Annotated in this window: 13 protein-coding genes; 11 read left to right on the top strand and 2 right to left on the bottom strand. The window is 72.7% G+C overall.

All coding sequences use genetic code 11. The features are described 5' to 3' along the window. Positions 1-69 precede the first annotated feature (69 nt). The 5 genes from ABZZ74_RS38010 (at position 70) to lon (ending at position 8396) form a co-directional block, all read left to right on the top strand. Positions 70-4017 carry an AAA family ATPase gene (locus ABZZ74_RS38010; protein ID WP_356772955.1) on the top strand — a complete coding sequence of 1316 codons (3948 nt, stop codon included), beginning with the start codon at positions 70-72 and terminating at the stop codon, positions 4015-4017. A gap of 76 nt (positions 4018-4093) precedes the next feature. Then, positions 4094-4468 carry a hypothetical protein gene (locus tag ABZZ74_RS38005; RefSeq protein WP_356772953.1) on the top strand — a complete coding sequence of 125 codons (375 nt, stop codon included), beginning with the start codon at positions 4094-4096 and terminating at the stop codon, positions 4466-4468. Continuing rightward, on the top strand, positions 4465-4878 hold the full coding sequence (locus tag ABZZ74_RS38000) for a hypothetical protein (protein WP_356772951.1): 414 nt from the start codon (positions 4465-4467) through the stop codon (positions 4876-4878). The genes ABZZ74_RS38005 and ABZZ74_RS38000 overlap by 4 nt, the downstream gene beginning before the upstream one ends. A 140-nt stretch (positions 4879-5018) precedes the next feature. Further along, on the top strand, positions 5019-5819 hold the full coding sequence (locus ABZZ74_RS37995) for a rhomboid-like protein (protein WP_356772949.1): 801 nt from the start codon (positions 5019-5021) through the stop codon (positions 5817-5819). A 162-nt stretch (positions 5820-5981) separates the two neighbouring features. Continuing rightward, positions 5982-8396: an endopeptidase La gene (gene lon / locus ABZZ74_RS37990; protein WP_356772947.1), complete on the top strand. Its 2415-nt coding sequence runs from the start codon at positions 5982-5984 to the stop codon at positions 8394-8396. Between the two features lie 67 nt (positions 8397-8463). On the opposite strand, the gene ABZZ74_RS37985 is transcribed toward lon, so the two are convergent. Then, on the bottom strand, positions 8464-9282 hold the full coding sequence (locus tag ABZZ74_RS37985) for a lysozyme (RefSeq protein ID WP_356772945.1): 819 nt from the start codon (positions 9280-9282) through the stop codon (positions 8464-8466). Between the two features lie 246 nt (positions 9283-9528). On the opposite strand from ABZZ74_RS37985, the gene ABZZ74_RS37980 reads away from it, so the two are divergent. Next, complete coding sequence (locus ABZZ74_RS37980) at positions 9529-10020, top strand: MarR family transcriptional regulator (protein WP_356772943.1); 492 nt, start codon at positions 9529-9531, stop codon at positions 10018-10020. A 129-nt stretch (positions 10021-10149) separates the two neighbouring features. Further along, complete coding sequence (locus tag ABZZ74_RS37975; RefSeq protein WP_356772941.1) at positions 10150-10677, top strand: hypothetical protein; 528 nt, start codon at positions 10150-10152, stop codon at positions 10675-10677. Here the strand turns inward: ABZZ74_RS37975 and ABZZ74_RS37970 are convergent. Beyond that, positions 10652-11467, bottom strand: a complete 816-nt coding sequence (locus ABZZ74_RS37970; RefSeq protein ID WP_356772939.1) for a protein phosphatase 2C domain-containing protein — start codon at positions 11465-11467, stop codon at positions 10652-10654. The two genes, ABZZ74_RS37975 and ABZZ74_RS37970, sit on opposite strands and share 26 nt — an antisense overlap. A 380-nt stretch (positions 11468-11847) precedes the next feature. Between ABZZ74_RS37970 and ABZZ74_RS37965 the strand changes: the two genes are divergently transcribed. The 4 genes from ABZZ74_RS37965 to ABZZ74_RS37950 are packed head-to-tail and all read left to right on the top strand — an operon-like array spanning position 11848 to position 16112. Continuing rightward, positions 11848-14586 carry a nitrate- and nitrite sensing domain-containing protein gene (locus ABZZ74_RS37965; protein WP_356772937.1) on the top strand — a complete coding sequence of 913 codons (2739 nt, stop codon included), beginning with the start codon at positions 11848-11850 and terminating at the stop codon, positions 14584-14586. Beyond that, the gene (locus ABZZ74_RS37960; RefSeq protein WP_356772935.1) at positions 14583-15080 is read left to right on the top strand and encodes a roadblock/LC7 domain-containing protein; all 498 of its coding nucleotides are present in this window, start codon (positions 14583-14585) and stop codon (positions 15078-15080) included. The genes ABZZ74_RS37965 and ABZZ74_RS37960 overlap by 4 nt, the downstream gene beginning before the upstream one ends. Further along, on the top strand, positions 15077-15496 hold the full coding sequence (locus ABZZ74_RS37955; RefSeq protein ID WP_356772933.1) for a DUF742 domain-containing protein: 420 nt from the start codon (positions 15077-15079) through the stop codon (positions 15494-15496). The genes ABZZ74_RS37960 and ABZZ74_RS37955 overlap by 4 nt, the downstream gene beginning before the upstream one ends. After that, on the top strand, positions 15477-16112 hold the full coding sequence (locus ABZZ74_RS37950; RefSeq protein WP_133044614.1) for an ATP/GTP-binding protein: 636 nt from the start codon (positions 15477-15479) through the stop codon (positions 16110-16112). Before ABZZ74_RS37955 ends, ABZZ74_RS37950 begins: the two co-directional genes overlap by 20 nt. The last annotated feature ends 46 nt before the right edge of the window (positions 16113-16158 follow it).

The raw sequence follows: 16158 nt of genomic DNA, 5'->3' as shown, positions 1-16158 counted from the left end.
GATTACGGGTGGCTGCCGCACACCACCGGTGCCTACGCTCGAAGCACGGTCGGCCCGGGAAGAGCCCTGGTGGACCTCTGGAAGAGCGTGGTGGTTGCCGCCATGACCGCGAAGTACCCGTTCGTGGGACGCGAGGACGTGCTGGGGGAACTCCGTGCCGCCCTGGACCGGGCGGCGGTGGGCCGGGGCGGGCTGGTCACGCTGACGGGACCGGCCGGGGCGGGCAAGACGCGTACGGCGGAGGAGACCACCGCGCGCGCCGACGGGTTCCGCACGCTGTGGACCTGGTGCCCGCCGCAGACCGCCGGTCGGGCGTTCCGCCCCTGGTCACGGCTGGTGCGGGAGCTGGTCGCGGATGACGCGGCCTGCGGGCGACTGGTCACCGCGTCACCGCCGCTGAGGGCGCTGGTCGCCGGATCCGGGCCCGGCGCCCTGCGCGGCGCGGACCCCGAGGCGGCCCGGCTGCGCCTCACCGGCGACCTGACCGACCTCCTCGCCACGGCCGCCCGCCCCCGGCCCCTGCTCCTCGTTCTGGACGACCTCCATGCCGCCGACGCGTCCTCGCTCCGTCTCCTCCTGGAAACGTCCGACGCCACCCGCACCCTGCCGGTCCTGCTGCTGACCACCACCAGGGAGGAGGGGGCGGTGTGGCGGGGCCGGCGACGGGACGCCGGTGGGACCGGACGTGAGGTCGAAGGGGAGGAGGGCTCTCGGACGCGTGCGGGTGGGGCCGGGTGGGAGGAGCGGGGGTGGGTCTGGGGGCAACTGCTGCGGCGGGGGCGGGTGCTGAGGGTCGGGCCGTTGGGGGAGCGGGACGTCGCGGAGCTGGTCGAGGCGGTGACGGGGGCGGCGCCGGAGGCGGATGCGCTGCGGTCCTTCGTCCAACGCACCGGTGGTGAGGCCTTCTTCGTCACCGAGTCGCTGAGGGCCGGGAGTTGGAGTGTTCCGCCGGCCGTGGACGGTACCGGCGCATCCTCCGTCACCGTACGGGCCGCCGTACAGGAGCGGTTGGCGGATCTGTCACCGCGGGCGGCACGTGTGCTGGACGTTGCCGCGGTGCTCGGCACGCGGTTCCGGCTGGACGTGCTGGCCGAGACGGCGGAGGTGCCGTTGGCGGAGGTGCGGGCGCTGCTGGGCGAGGCGGCCGAGGCCGGGCTGTCGGCCGGGGCGGAGGTGGACCGGGGTGCCTTCCGGCACGACCTGCTGCGGGACGCGGTGTACGACACCCTCACCCCCGCCGACCGTTCCGTCCTGCACCACACCGCCGCCGACGTCCTGGCCGGCTACGCCCGCCGCGGCCGGGACACGGGCCCCGCGGAGGTCGCACACCACCTGTTCCTCGCCGGCCCCGAACACGCCCCCCGGGCAGCGCGGTTCGCCCGGGAGGCCGCGGCGCGGGCAGAGGCGCTGTACGCGTTCGAGGACGCGGCGCGCTGGTACGAGCGGGCGGTGGAGGCATGGGGTCACGGAGCCGTGGAGCCCGACGAGGACGGGGGCACGTCCCCCGGTGAACGGGCCGAGTTCGCCGAGGTGTTGATCGGGCTCGGGACCGCTCGGTTCGGGGCCGGGGAGCCGGGGGCCGCCCGGGAGGCGTTGCTGCGGGCGGCGCGGGTGGCACGGGAACTTGGACGGGGGGACCTGCTTGCGCGGGCCGCGCTCGGGCTGGGGACGGGGCCCGTGGGGTTCGAGGTGGACCTTTCGGACCGGGAACAGGTCGACCTGCTGGTCGAGGCGCGGGAGGCGGTGGCCGGCGAGCCCGCGCACGCCGGTCTCCGGGCCGCGGTCACCGCCCGTCTGTCGCTCGCCGGCGGGCTGGTCGAGACCGAGGCGCATCGGGTCGCCCTCGCCGAGGAAGCCGTCCGTCTCGCCGAGGAGACCGGTGACCCGGCGGTTCTCGGACCGGCCCTCGCCGCCCTCTGCGACGCCCTCTCCGGTCCCGACCACTGCCGCGACCGGCTCGCCTGGTCCGCGCGGATCGTGACGACCGCCCGCGACCTGCGCGACCCGGTCCTCGAACTCCTCGGCCGGCGGCTGAGGTTGGTGGCCCTGACGGAGACGGGCGCGTTCGCGGCGGCCGACGCGGAGGCGACGGCGTACGAGGCGGTCGTACGACCGCTGCGGCGGCCCCTGTACGCCTGGTACGTACCGCTGTGGCGCGGCTCGCGCGCCCTGATGGAGGGCCGTTACGACGACTGCGCGGCCGCCCTCGACGAGGTGGAGGCACTCGGGCGCGAGGCCGGCAGCGCCAACGCGGCGCTGCTCGCCGGCACCCAGCGCTGGTGTCTGTACACCGACACGGGCGACCTCGACGGCACGACGCGGCTCCTCGCCGTGATGCCGCCCCTCGACCGCCTCCCCGGTCTGTGGCCGCGGGTGTCGCTCGCGCTTCTCGCCGCGCAGTTCGGCCGCCTGGAGGAGGCCGCGCGCCGTCTGTCGGCGGTGGCGCCCCATCTCGGCACGGCACCCCGCGACAGCGAGTGGCTGCCGATGGTGGCCCAGGCCGCGGAGACGGTCGCCGCGACCGGCTCCCACCCCTGCGCGTCCGCGCTCTACGACCTCCTCGCCCCCTACGCCGGCCTGTACGTGGTCGAGGGCATCGGCGCGGCGGTACGCGGCCCCGTCGACCGCCACCTCGCCCTGCTGGCGGCGGCCATGGGCGACGACCGCCGAGCCCACGCGCACCGGGAGGCCGCACTACGGTCCGCCGAGGCGACGGGCGCGCTGACCCTGGCCGACCGGATCCGAGGTGAGACGGGGGCGGGGGCCGGTGAGCGGCCGACGGGTGATGAGGAAGCGGGCGGGGCGGGGTCGGCGGGGGCCCGCGCACGGCGGCAGGGCGATGAGGAAGCGGGCGAGGCGGGGTCGGCTTCTGCGGGGGCCCGTGCGCTGCGGACCGGCGGCGAGGAAGCGGGCGGGGCGAGAAGTGCCGCGAGCGCGGTTGACGGGGCGACCAGCGGTACATCGGGCGGCGGCACGGTGGAGGACGTGGCCAGCGGTGCGTCCGCCGGGGGCGCGGTCGCCGATGCGGCCGGCGGTGCGTCCGCCAGCGGCGTGTTCGGTGGCGGCGTGGTGGACGGGGCGACCAGCGGTACATCGGGCGGCGGCACGGTGGAGGACGCGGCTGGCGGTGCGTCCGCCGGGGGCGCGGTCGCCGATGCGGCCGGCGGTGCGTCCGCCAGCGGCGTGTTCGGTGGCGGCGTGGTGGACGAGGCGACCAGCGGTACATCGGGCGGCGGGGTGGCCGATGCGGCCGGTGTCGTGTCCGGCGGCGGGGTGGCCGATGCGGCCGGAGGTACACCGGGCGGCAGCGCGGTGGAGGACGCGGCCAGCGGTGTATCCGTCGGTGGCGCACAGGCCGGAGTGTCCCGGACGCCCCCTCGGGGCGCCCCTCCGCACACCCATCGGGACGTCCCTCCGCACCCCCCTCCGGACGCCGCTCCCCCCGCCCCTCCCGTCACCCCCCGCTTCCACTGCGAAGGTCCTCTCTGGCATCTCCGTTACGCGGGTCGTGACGTGCGGCTCCCCGACAGCAAGGGGCTGCATGACATCGCCGTCCTGCTCGCCCGCCCCGGCACTCCCGTCCCGGCCGTGGAGCTGGCGTCGCCCGGGGTGTCCGGGGCGCCCGGAGAGCGGGTGGACGGTCTCCATCCCGAGGGCGACACCGGCGAGGTCATCGACGCCACCGCACGGACCGCGTACCGGCGCAGGCTGCGGGAGCTGGAGGAGGAGGCGAGGGACGCCGACGCCGCCGGGGACGCCGACCGCTCCGCCCGGATCGCCGTCGAGCGGGACGCCCTGGTGGCGCAGCTCGCCGCCGCGTACGGCATCGGCGGCCGGGTCCGTCGTACCGGATCCCCCGCCGAACGCGCCCGCACCGCCGTCACCGCGCGCGTCCGGGCCGCCGTACGCCGGATCGGCGAAGTGCATCCCGAACTCGGGCGGCATCTGGAGACCGCCCTGCGCACCGGCACCCTCTGCGTCTACCGGCCCGAAGGCCCGCCGGCCTGGGAGCTGTGAGGCTCCGCCGCACATCGTGCCGCGCGACCTCACGCCTTCTGTGTCGAAGCGACCACGACGAAGGAAGGCGGACACCATGCCACGCACATCAAAGGCGGAGGCGGAGCTCCAGATGGACGAGCCGGTCATGGAGGGCCGGTACGCCCAGGTCGGGCCCTACACCGTCGGCTACGAGACCGTGAAGCAGGACCTGGACCCCGCCCCGCTGTTCCGGGGTCTGCCCGACGACCGCTGCCAGTGCCCGCACTGGGGTCAGGTCCTCACCGGAAAGCTGGTGTTCCGGTACGCCGACCACGACGAGGTCTTCCACGCCGGTGACGCCTACTACGGCGCCCCCGGGCATCTGCCCCTCGTCTTCGCCGGAACCGAGATCGTCGAGTTCAGTCCCACCGCCGAGCTGAACGCCACGATGGCGGTCGTCGCCGGCAACCTCGAGGGAGCGCGGTCATGAGCACCCGGACCGACACCCGGGTCAAGGAACTCGCGGAGCTGTTCGTACGGTTCCTGGAGACCAACACCGCCCCCGACGGGCTGTTCACCGACGACGTCCTCCTCGATCTGACGGTCCCGCTGTGGCGGCTGCAGTCCCGGGGCCGCGACGAACTCGTCGCCTTGCGCCGCCGCAGTCACCCCTTCCTCGGCACGGTGCCCCGGTACCGGGTCGACCCGACTCCCACCGGTCTTGTGCTGGAGTTCGAGGAGAGTTGGGAGGACGAGCAGGGCACCTGGTACTGCCGGGAGTTGATGCGTGCCGAGATCCGTGACGGGGCCATCGGCGAGGCGTCCGTGTACTGCACGGGCGACTGGGATCCGGCGACGCAGGAGGCGCACGCGAGGGAGGTGAGCCTGCTGCGTCCGTGAACGCCGGTGGACCGTACGGTGCTGTGAGAAGTTCGTCAACACGCTGAGAAGGCGCTGAGAATCGGCCTGGATGTGGCGTCCGTCATGGACAGTTGCCCGTGGGGGCCCGAAAGGTGGGGGAAACGGAAGGAGCACCTCACGTGGAGCACACCGCGTCGGCCGGCACGACGTCCTCGGCCGCGCCTCTTCCCGAGGTCTCCGACCTGCTGGACGGCCTGCCACGTCAGCGCGGCGCGACCACCGCCAGCACCGCACCCGCGGTGCCGGCACCGGTATCGGTCCCGGCACCGCCGTCCCGGCCTCGCGCCCTCCGTGTCCGCCGGATTCTCCCCACCCCCACCGGCACACCGTTCACCTTCGGTTACGCGGTGCTGCTGGCCGTCACCTCGACGATCGCCACCTGTGCCGCACCCTCCCTGCGCCACGCCCTCTACCAGGCCTCCAGTACGGACGTGGCGCACCTGCTGCGCACGCCCGTGCAGGTGCTGATCGCGAGTGCGCTGTGGGTCGCGGGCGGGTTCACCTCGCCGTACGTGATCTGCTTCCTGCTGGTGCTGACCGCGTTGGAGCGGCGGCTGGGCGGGGCGCGGACGGCGGTCGTCTTCCTGCTGGGCCACATACTGGCCACCCTCGCCACCGAGGGCACCGTGGGCGTCGCCGTGCTGGCCGGCCATCTGCCCGACAGTTCGCTGCACCGCCTCGACTACGGCATCAGCTTCGGCGTGGCCACCAGCGTGGGCGCCCTGGCGGGGCTGCTCCCGCCGTGGGTGCGCTGGCCGATGCTCACCGTCTTCATCGGCATGCTGCTGGAGGACCTGAGCGCGTTCACGGACCCGATGACGGACTGGGGCCATCTCATCTCGCTGACGATAGGCGTCACCACCTGGCCCCTGATCCGCCGCTGGCACCGCGAGCGAAGCGGGCAGCTTCAGCCCGGGTGACCAGCACACGAAGCCCTGTTGTCCGTCAGCCCTGATCCAGTCCTGATCCAGTTCTGATCCAGCCCTGATCGCCCACAGCGAACGACGCGCGAACCCGGGAACATCCGCGGAGCGCCGCGCATTGAGTCGGCATAGCTCAACTTGACTGCCGAAAGGGAGATCATGGCTTCGACGTCCACACCGCTCACCCTCCCAGTGCTGCCGCTCGACGACGAGGTCGTGCTGCCCGGAATGGTGGTTCCGCTGGACCTGAACGACGCCGACGTACGCGCAGCGGTGGAGGCGGCCCAGGCCGCCGCCCGCTCCGAGCCGGGCAAGCCCAGGGTGCTCCTGGTCCCGCGCGTCGACGGCACCTACCCCGGCACCGGCGTGCTCGGCACCGTCGAGCAGGTCGGCCGCCTCGCCGACGGCGACCCCGGCGCCCTGATCCGCGGTCGCGGCCGCGTCAAGATCGGCGCCGGCACCACCGGACCGGGCGCGGCGCTGTGGGTCGAGGGCACGCGCATCGACGAGACCGTGCCCGAGCCGCTGCCCGGCCACGTCACCGAACTGGTCAAGGAGTACAAGGCCCTCGCCACCGCCTGGCTGCGCAAGCGCGGCGCCTGGCAGGTCGTTGACCGCGTCCAGGCCATCGACGACGTGTCCCAGCTCGCCGACAACTCCGGTTACTCCCCCTTCCTGACCACCGAACAGAAGATCGAACTGCTGGAGACCGCCGACCCGGTCGCCCGCCTCAAGCTCGCCACCCAGCACCTGCGCGACCACCTGGCCGAGCAGGACGTCGCCGAGACCATCGCCAAGGACGTCCAGGAGGGCGTCGACAAGCAGCAGCGCGAGTTCCTGCTCCGCCGCCAGCTGGAAGCCGTCCGCAAGGAACTGCGCGAGCTGAACGGCGAGAAGGACGGCGAGGAGTCCGACGACTACCGCGCCCGCGTGGAGGCCGCCGACCTCCCGGAGAAGGTGCGGGAAGCCGCCCTGAAGGAGGTCGACAAGCTGGAGCGGTCCAGCGACCAGTCGCCCGAGGGCTCGTGGATCCGGACGTGGCTGGACACCGTCCTCGAACTCCCCTGGAACGAGCGGACCGAGGACGCCTACGACATCCAGGGCGCCAAGGCGGTCCTGGACGCCGAGCACTCCGGCCTGGAGGACGTGAAGGAGCGGATCACCGAGTACCTGGCGGTGCGCAAGCGCCGTAGCGACCGGGGCCTCGGTGTCATCGGCGGGCGCCGCGGCGGTGCCGTCCTCGCGCTCGTCGGCCCGCCCGGTGTCGGCAAGACCTCGCTCGGTGAGTCGGTCGCCCACGCCATGGGCCGCAAGTTCGTCCGCGTCGCCCTCGGCGGTGTGCGCGACGAGGCCGAGATCCGCGGCCACCGCCGTACGTACGTCGGCGCGCTGCCCGGCCGGATCGTCCGCGCGATCAAGGAGGCCGGTTCGATGAACCCGGTCGTCCTGCTCGACGAGATCGACAAGGTGGGCTCCGACTTCCGGGGCGACCCGGCGGCCGCCCTGCTCGAGGTCCTCGACCCGGCGCAGAACCACACCTTCCGCGACCACTACCTCGAGGTCGAACTCGACCTGAGCGACGTCGTGTTCCTCGCGACGGCGAACGTCCTGGAAGCCATCCCGGAGGCCCTGCTGGACCGTATGGAGCTGGTCCGCCTGGACGGCTACACCGAGGACGAGAAGGTCGTCATCGCCCGTGACCACCTGCTCCCGCGCCAGCTGGAGCGGGCCGGCATCGACAAGGGCGAGGTCACCCTCGAGGAGAGCGCGCTGCGCAAGCTCGCCGGCGAGTACACCCGCGAGGCGGGCGTGCGCACCCTGGAGCGCTCGATCGCCCGGCTGCTCCGCAAGGTCGCGGCGCAGCACGAACTGGGCGAGCGGGAGCTGCCGTTCACCATCAGGGACGAGGACCTGCGGGCCCTGATCGGCCGGCCGCACCACGTGCCCGAGTCCGCCCAGGACCCGGCCGAGCGCCGTACCGCGGTGCCCGGTGTGGCCACCGGCCTCGCGGTGACCGGTGCGGGCGGCGACGTGCTGTTCGTCGAGGCGTCCCTCGCGGACCCGGAGACGGGCGGCGCGGGCCTGACCCTCACCGGTCAGCTGGGCGACGTGATGAAGGAGAGCGCGCAGATCGCCCTGTCCTTCCTCCGCTCGCACGGCGCGGAACTGGAGCTGCCGGTCGCGGACCTCAAGGACCGCGGCGTGCACATCCACTTCCCGGCGGGCGCGGTGCCCAAGGACGGTCCGAGCGCCGGTGTCACGATGACGACGGCCCTGGCGTCGCTGCTCTCCGGCCGTCTGGTCCGCACGGACGTGGCGATGACCGGTGAGGTCTCGCTGACCGGCCGGGTCCTGCCCATCGGCGGCGTGAAGCAGAAGCTGCTCGCCGCGCACCGCGCCGGGGTGACGACCGTCATCATCCCCAAGCGCAACGAACCCGACCTGGACGACGTGCCCGCGGAGGTGCTGGACAAGCTCGACGTCCACACCGTCACGGACGTCCGCCAGGTCCTGGAGCTGGCCCTCGCGCCCGCCACGAGCGACGCGGAGTCGGAGGTTCCGGCGGCGGCGTGACGGACGCTGCCGGACAGGCAGGGCCCGGGTCCCGTGAGGGAGGCCCGGGCCTTTGCCGTACGTCACGTCACCCGTTGGCCAAGGCCTGCACCCGGTCCAGCGCCCCGTTGAACTTGTCGTGGTCGCCGACGGTCGGGCCGGAGGAGGTGTACTGCCACATCGTGTAGTACGCCCATCCCGCCGGCAGCGTCCCCGGGGCCGACGCGTAGCGGGCGATCCACAGCGGGTTGCTCGACCCGAACCCGGCGTAGTTGCCGGTGCAGTCGCTCCACCAGCTGGTGGCGGTGTAGATGACGGCGTCCCGGCCGGTGCGGGACCTGTAGGTGTTCAGGAAGTCCGCGATCCAGCTCACCATCGCGCTCTGCGACTTGCCGTAGCACTCTGCGCCGTAGGGGTTCCACTCGATGTCCAGGGTCCCGGGAAGGGTCCTGCCGTCCGCGGACCAGCCGCCCCCGTGGTCGACGAAGTAGTTCGCCTGGGTCGCGCCGCCGGTGGTGTCGGGGGTGGCGAAGTGGTACGCGCCGCGGATCATGCCGACGCCGTACGAGCCGTTGTACTGCTGGGCGAAGTACGGGTTGGTGTAGTACGTGCCTTCCGTGGCCTTGGTGTAGGCCCATCTGACCCCGCTGCTCCACAGGGTCGACCAGGCCACGTCACCCTGGTGGCCGGAGACGTCCACGCCCTCGGTCTGGGTGACGGCACGGGCGGCCGGAGCGCCGGCCCGGCCGTCGTGCGCCAGGACGCCCATGCCCATGTGGGCGGTGCCACGGGCCGGCTTCGTGGCCGCGTCGGCCGGGCCGGCGAGAACGAGGGAGAGGGCGGTGAGCAGAAGCCCGGCGAGGAAAAGGCGCCGGGGACGGACCGGTCCGGGTCTGTGCACGGGCATGGCGTGCCTCCGAAGGCTCGGTGATGCTCGGTGGGGGAGCGCTGAGGTGCCGGTGTGAAGGGCCGCCGGTGCTGGCGCGTGCATGCCAGTTCGGGCCTGGCAACGACGCTACGGACGGAGAACCGGGGGTGTGAAGAGGGGCCGGAGGCTGCCGTTGGTCTAGCCCTGCGAAATACTGACGGAGCTGCGGCGATGGCGGGTTTTGGCGGAAACTTTCACGAACGGGAAACCGAGGCAGGGGCTGACGTGCACGAAGGCGTAAACGGGGACGAGGTCCGGGGCTCGTCGGGGCTGACGTCGAGCGGTGCGGACCCGGAGTACCTGTCCCTGGAGCGGGAGCTGACGATCCTGTTCCGGCGCGCCCGCGCCAACCAGGGCGAGATGGCCCGCGAGGTCCACCCCGACCTGGAGTCGGCGGCGTACGGACTGCTCATCCGCCTCGACGAGTGCGGCCGCCAGCGCGCCACCGAACTCGCGGCGTACATCGGCGTCGGCAAGGCCACCATGTCCCGTCAGCTGCGCGCCCTGGAGGAGCTCGGGCTGGTCGCCCGCGAGCCCGACCCGGCCGACGGCCGCGCCTGGCTGGTCCACCTCACGGAGGAGGGGCACCGGCGGGTGACCAAGGTCCGCGACGCCCGCCGTGCCCGGTACGTCAGCCAGCTCTCCCACTGGGACCGCGGCGAGGTGGCGGAACTGGCGCGGCTGCTGGCGCAGTTGAACCGGGGCATGGAGAAGTAGCCGGGGCGGCCTCGGACGGGGCCGGTGGTCAAGAGTGCGTCATGTGCCACCGGCCGCTGAGAGGGCGGGAGCCGCCCCCCGTACCTAGGGAGTGACTCGAACGGCGACTCCCCCAGGAAGGGCAACCCCGTGATCCCGCACCGCATCGTCCTCGCTTCGGTCGCAGGTCTCGCATCCGCGTTCCTGCTGGCGGCGTGCGACTCGTCCACCGACGCCTCCGCCACGGCCCCGGCCGCCCCGGTCACCTCGGCCGCGCCCGTCACACCGGCCGCCACCGCCACGTCGGCTCCCGCGACCACCGCGCCCGCCGCCGGGAACGCGGTCACGATCACCGTGCGCGGCGCGGACGGTGTGGTCACCGACGGCAACGGGATGACCCTCTACCGCTATGCCAAGGACGAGCCGAACCCGTCCAAGTGGACCTGCTCCGGCGCCTGCGTGAAGACCTGGCTGCCTGTCATCGTGCAGGACTCCGTACGCACCCAGGGCGTCCAGCAGAGCCTGCTGGGCACCGTCCACCGCGACGGCCAGAAGCAGCTCACCCTGGCCGGCTGGCCCTTGTACCGCTACGTCGGCGACACCGCGGCCGGCCAGACCAACGGCCAGGGCAAGGACGGCCAGTGGCACACCCTCACCGCGTCCGGCGCGGCCGGCTAGCCCCCAACTCGGCGTGGACGACCGTCGCGTCATCGTGCGTCTTGCTGCGCCCCAGGAAGCTCCGCAGCTCGCTGTCGGCCCGCTCCAGCTCCCGTACGCGGTCCACCAGCGCCTGTGCCCCCTCCTTGCGCACGAGGCGGAAGCAGTCCGCCCAGTCGCCCTGACGGAACTTCTCCACCCAGCGGGCCGCGCCGTCCGTCAGGGCGGCCAGGGCCCGCACCTCCGCGCGCGGCCGGGCCCCTGTCACCGCCCGTCGGGCCACCGACGGATCCGCCGCCGCAGTGAAGAAGCCGCCCTCCTTGTTGCGGAGCGTCGCGTCGATCACGGCGTCCGAGGCCAGAGCCGAGCGCGGCAGGCGGGAGAGACGGTCGTCCAGGACGGGAGTCACCGAGCCCTCCGGCGACTCCAGCAGCAGGGCGGAGTCGGACAGGACGAGATGGTCGACCGTCTCCTCGGACCACCGCGCCACCACCACGGTCGCCTGTGGGGTTCGTGGGTGAGAAAGGTCACAAGTGGCGGAATGTGTGTCAGCTGTGCGTGCGATCGCACGCGAAAGAACCTCGGTGAGCGGAACATCCGGGAGGGAAACGGTCAGTTCGGTCAGTGCCCCGCCCAGCCTGGCCGTGTACCAGGGGACCGAATGCAGACACCCCGTCCCGCCGCGCGGCGGGGTGACTCCGTCGAGGACGACGAGCGCGCCACCCTGGCCGGAAGCCGGGAGGGCGACGGCCGCGAAGTCCTCGTTGGGGCGGTCGGAATCGCCCGGCTGCGAAACAAGTTCCGTACGCATTCGGCCAGTCTGCACGACGTCTTCACGCGATTCACCAAAGGCTTGCATTGGTTTCCGAATTGGCGCACTCGCGCAGGTCAGGCGCCTGATTTGGGCTGGAATTCGGTGTTCCGGGAAGGCGTGGCGGCACATAGTGCCAAAGGTCGCCGTGGACGTCCAACCGGCCCGCCCGGAAAGGCCGTCGCAACCGCCGGAGGAACTTGCCCGCCAACTCCCGTCCGATGTTCACTCCTTCGGGTGGCGGGCCCGGTGATGCACGGCCCCTGCCCACCGGCACTGGGAGGGTCGGGAACCGTACCAGGTGTACGCACAGTCCGCCGCAGTTGACGGAGCGTCACCCGGACCCCATGAACAGGCACGAGTCAGGAATGCGAGCACCGGTGCAGAAGACGCGGCCCCGTCGCACAGGCAAGCAGACGGCCTCCGGAGCGGGTGCGGAGCCCGCCCCCGCCACTGTCACCGGCAAGGGCCGTCCCACGCATGTACGCAACCGGCTCATCGTGGCCGTGGCCGTGGTGGCCGCCGCCGTAGCCGGAGCCGGGACACCCTCGGTCCTCGCCGCCTCCGGCGACCTGAAGGACTCCCAGGACCTGGTGACGCTCTCCGGGCAGACCGAGAAGGCGCTCGCCCTCGCGCACTCGCTCGCCGACGAGCGCGACGAGGTCACCTCCTACGTCGCGGCCGGGCGGCCCAAGTCCAAGGCGCCCTCCGAGCAGCAGAGCTCGCGGGTGGACCGGCAGGTCGAGGAACTGCGCACCGACCCGGACGCGCCGGCCTCCCTGCGCGGCGACCTGGACGGTATCGCCGGTCTGCGCCGGGCGGCACTGACCGGCCAGAACAGCGCTCTGCAGACGCACGAGGCCTACTCGGCCGTCATCAGCGACCTGCACCGGCTCGCCGAGCGGCTGGCCGAGCAGACCCCGCCCCGGGCCGGCTCAGGCGCTCACTCCCTCGCCGAGCTCGACTCCGCCGTACAGCAGTCGGCCGCCGCGCGCGGGCTGCTGGTGGCCGCGCTGAACGTGCCGACGACGACCCGGACGGTCATCAGCCCCGTCACCGGCCTGCCGGTCACCCAGACCACCTCCACGGGCGCCGACGCCACGACGCGCGACGCCCTGACCGCAGCCGCCCAGCAGGCCCGGCTGCGCGCCGACGCGGCGCTCGCCGACTTCCACGAGACCGCGCCGAAGGCGGCCCTGACCTCGTACGACACCACGGTCACCGGTTCCGAGGTCAACTCCGCCGAGAAGTACCTGGCGAGCCTCACCGACCAGCCGACGCTCTCCTCCTCCGACCTCGACACCAGCGCGACCAAGGTGGACGCGGCGCTGTCCGCCCGCGTCGACATGATGCGCGGCGTCGAGTCCGCGCTCTACGACCGCCGCACCAAGGACCTCGCCCAGCTGCGCGACGACGACGTCAGCGCGCTGGAGATCCGCGTCGCCGTGCTCGGCGTCCTGATGCTGGTCGCCGTCGGTGTCGCCACGGCCATGGCCCGCTCGCTCACCCGCCCCCTGTCGGTCCTGCGCCGCGGCTCGGCCCGGCTCGCCGAGGCCGAGAACCCCGCCGCCGAGGAACCGGTCACCTTCACCGGCCGCAACGACGAGTTCGCCCAGGTCGTCCGCTCCGTCAACGCCCTGCACGCGCACGCGGCCGCGCTGCACGAGCGGATCGCCACGCTGGAGACCGACCGCAAGCACCTGGTCGGGCAGCGGCAGAAGATGGCCGACGCCCGCGCCGAACTCCGTGCCGAACTCGACGACTCCGCCGCCCAGTTGGAGCGGCTGCGGGAGAGCATCGGCGGCACGTTCGTGAACCTGGCACTGCGCACGCTCGGCCTGGTGGAGCGTCAGCTCACCGTCATCGAGAGCCTGGAGGAGCGCGAGCAGGACCCCGACCGCCTCTCCACCCTCTTCAAGCTCGACCACTTCGCCACGGTCATGCGCCGGCACAGCGAGAACCTGCTGGTCCTCGCCGGCACCGAACACGTCCAGCAGACCGCGGGTCCCGTCCCGCTCGTGGACGTGGTCCGTGCGGCGGTCAGCGAGATCGAGCGCTACGAACGCGTCCGCATCGCGGCGCTGCCCCCGCACGCCCACGTGGCGGGCTTCGCTGCCGACGACCTCTCGCACCTGCTGGCCGAACTGATGGAGAACGCCACGTCGTTCTCCCCGCCGGACCTGCCCGTCGAGGTGTCCGGCTGGCTCCTGGAGAACGGCGAGGTCATGCTCTCCGTCCAGGACGAGGGCATCGGCATGTCCCCGGACCGCATGACCCGCCTGAACGCGCGCCTCGCCGAGTTCGACCCCGAGACGCCGTACGACCAGGAGGGCGACGAGGGTCTCGGCCTCGGCCTGTACGTCGTGGCCCGCCTCGCCCACCGGCACGGCGTCCGGGTCCAGCTCCGCGACCAGAAGCAGGGCGGAGTGGCGGCGGTGGTGGTGCTGCCGAAGCCGCTGCTGTCCCCGGCGCCGAGCACCGCCGTCCCCTCCTCCACGACCTCCCCGGTCACCCACACCTTCTCCCTCCCGGGCGCGGACGCGGAGGCCAACTCCAACGTCCTCCACGGCCGTTCGGCGGACCCCCTGGTGGCCCTCGCCGAGCAGGCCGTGCAGGAGAAGGACGCCGAGGAGGAGCCGGCACAGCACCCGGCCGAGACAACCATGGAGCTCCTGCTCCCGCCCCGCCCGGCAGAACCGGACCCGACACACACGGGGCCAGCGCCACAGGCGGACCCGTTCGTCCCGCAACCCGCGGCCGCCGACGACGAGTTCGCCCCACTGGGGTCACCCGCACCCGACCACGGGAGCCGCACGGATGGTGCGGGTGGGAACGAATCCGCCGATGACGAAGCCGAGACGATCCACGAGCACGAGCACACCCCCGACGTACTGACGTCAAAGGGCCTCCCCAAGCGCACTCCGAAGATCACCGCACCCACCGCCCCGCCCCGCCCGCGCACCAGCTCCGTCGACGCCGAAGCCCTCCGCAGAAGGCTCGGCGGCTTCCGCCGCGGCGCGCAGGCCGGCTACCGGGACGTGGCCGCGGAGATCGCCGAAGAGACAGGCCAGACCAGGACACCAGCCACGGGGGGCACCGTCGAGGAGGCAAGCAGTTGACCGCGCCCAGTACCTTCGGCCTGAGCACTGAAGCCCGCAATCTGCACTGGCTGCTCACCAATCTCGTCGAGGAGGTGCCCGGCATCCAGTCCGTCGCGGTGGTCTCCTCCGACGGCCTGCTGTTGCTGTCCTCCGACCCGGGGCGCAACGAGGAGGCCAAGACGCGGACCAGGCGCACCGGCCCCCGCGGCTCCTCCGCCGACCTCGCGACCATCGTCTCCGGCATCGGCAGCCTCACCGTCGGCGCCGCCAAGCTGATGGACTCCGGCGTCGTGAAGCACACGATGGTCGCGATGGACGAGGGAAGTCTGTTCGTGATGTCGATCAGCGACGGCAGCCTGCTCGGCGTGCACGGCTCCGCCGACTGCGACATGAGCGTGGTGGCCTACCACATGGCGCTCTTCGTCGGCCGCGCCGGCCATGTACTGACCCCCGAGCTCCGCAGCGAGCTGCGAAAATCCCTGGAGCAGGAGTCCGCCGGGGGCACCCGATGACCATCGAGAAGCAGCAGAGGCAGACGCTCCCCGTGCGCGGCGGCGACCGCAAGCCCGCCCGCGTCCGTCCCTACTCGCTCACCGGCGGCCGCACCCGCTTCGGCCACGTCCTCCTCGTGGAGACGTTCGTCGCGGCGCTGGAGGCCCCCGAGGAGCGCAAAGAGCTGACGAACGGCTCGCTCAGCACCCGGGTCATGCCCGAGATGCGGGCCATCGTCGAACTGTGCCGCCGTATGCGCACGGTGGCCGAGATCGCCGCGCTGCTGAAGATGCCGCTCGGCGTGGTCCGTGTGCTGCTGAGCGACCTCGCGGACCAGGGAAAGATCCGCGTGTACGGAACAGGTACCGGTCACGGCACGGGCCGGCCGGACCGCGCTCTGCTGGAAAGGGTGCTGAGTGGACTCCGTCGTCTCTGACGCCGTCGGCGTCGCCTCCCACGTCGACCCCGACGAGAACCTGCAGTCCTGGCAGACGGACCGCACCCGCGCCCCCATCGCCACGAAGATAGTCGTGGCGGGAGGCTTCGGTGTGGGCAAGACCACGCTGGTCACCGCCGTCTCGGAGATCACGCCCCTGCAGACCGAGGCGCTGATGACCGAGGCGAGCGAGGACACCGACGACCTCACCGCCACGCCCGGCAAGCTGACCACCACCGTGGCCATGGACTTCGGCCGCATCACCCTCGACGACGACCTGGTGCTCTACCTGTTCGGCACGCCGGGCCAGCAGCGGTTCTGGTTCATGTGGGACGACCTGGTGCGCGGCGCGATCGGCGCGGTCGTCCTCGCGGACACCCGGCGGCTGAAGGACTGCTTCCCCGCCCTGGACTACTTCGAGAGCTGCGGGATGCCGTACGTCGTGGCGGTCAACCACTTCGACGGCAGCGAGCGCTTCGAACCGGAGGACGTGCGGGAGGCGTTGACGATCCCCGCGCACATACCTGTCATGATCATGGATGCGCGGCGGAGGATCTCGGCGATCGAGACCCTGCTGTCCCTCGTCGCCCACGCGCTGGACGAAACCCCCGAGTAGTAGTCCCACGAGCAGTCCAGTAGTCCACGAGTAGGAGAACAGCCCC

The sequence above is a fragment of the Streptomyces sp. NPDC006476 genome (assembly GCF_040612015.1).
In the GTDB taxonomy this organism is placed as follows: domain Bacteria; phylum Actinomycetota; class Actinomycetes; order Streptomycetales; family Streptomycetaceae; genus Streptomyces; species Streptomyces griseorubiginosus_B.
The sequence above is the reverse complement of the archived record's forward strand: the minus strand, read 5'-3'. Positions and strand labels throughout refer to the sequence as shown.

Bases quoted from the DNA above. Each gene is read 5' to 3' on its own strand.
- ABZZ74_RS37955 (WP_356772933.1), top strand. From the start codon at position 15,077: ATGACCATCGAGAAGCAGCAGAGGCAGACGCTCCCCGTGCGCGGCGGC.
- ABZZ74_RS37985 (WP_356772945.1), bottom strand. From the start codon at position 9,282: ATGCCCGTGCACAGACCCGGACCGGTCCGTCCCCGGCGCCTTTTCCTC.
- ABZZ74_RS38005 (WP_356772953.1), top strand. From the start codon at position 4,094: ATGCCACGCACATCAAAGGCGGAGGCGGAGCTCCAGATGGACGAGCCG.
- ABZZ74_RS37970 (WP_356772939.1), bottom strand. From the start codon at position 11,467: ATGCGTACGGAACTTGTTTCGCAGCCGGGCGATTCCGACCGCCCCAAC.
- lon (WP_356772947.1), top strand. From the start codon at position 5,982: ATGGCTTCGACGTCCACACCGCTCACCCTCCCAGTGCTGCCGCTCGAC.
- ABZZ74_RS38000 (WP_356772951.1), top strand. From the start codon at position 4,465: ATGAGCACCCGGACCGACACCCGGGTCAAGGAACTCGCGGAGCTGTTC.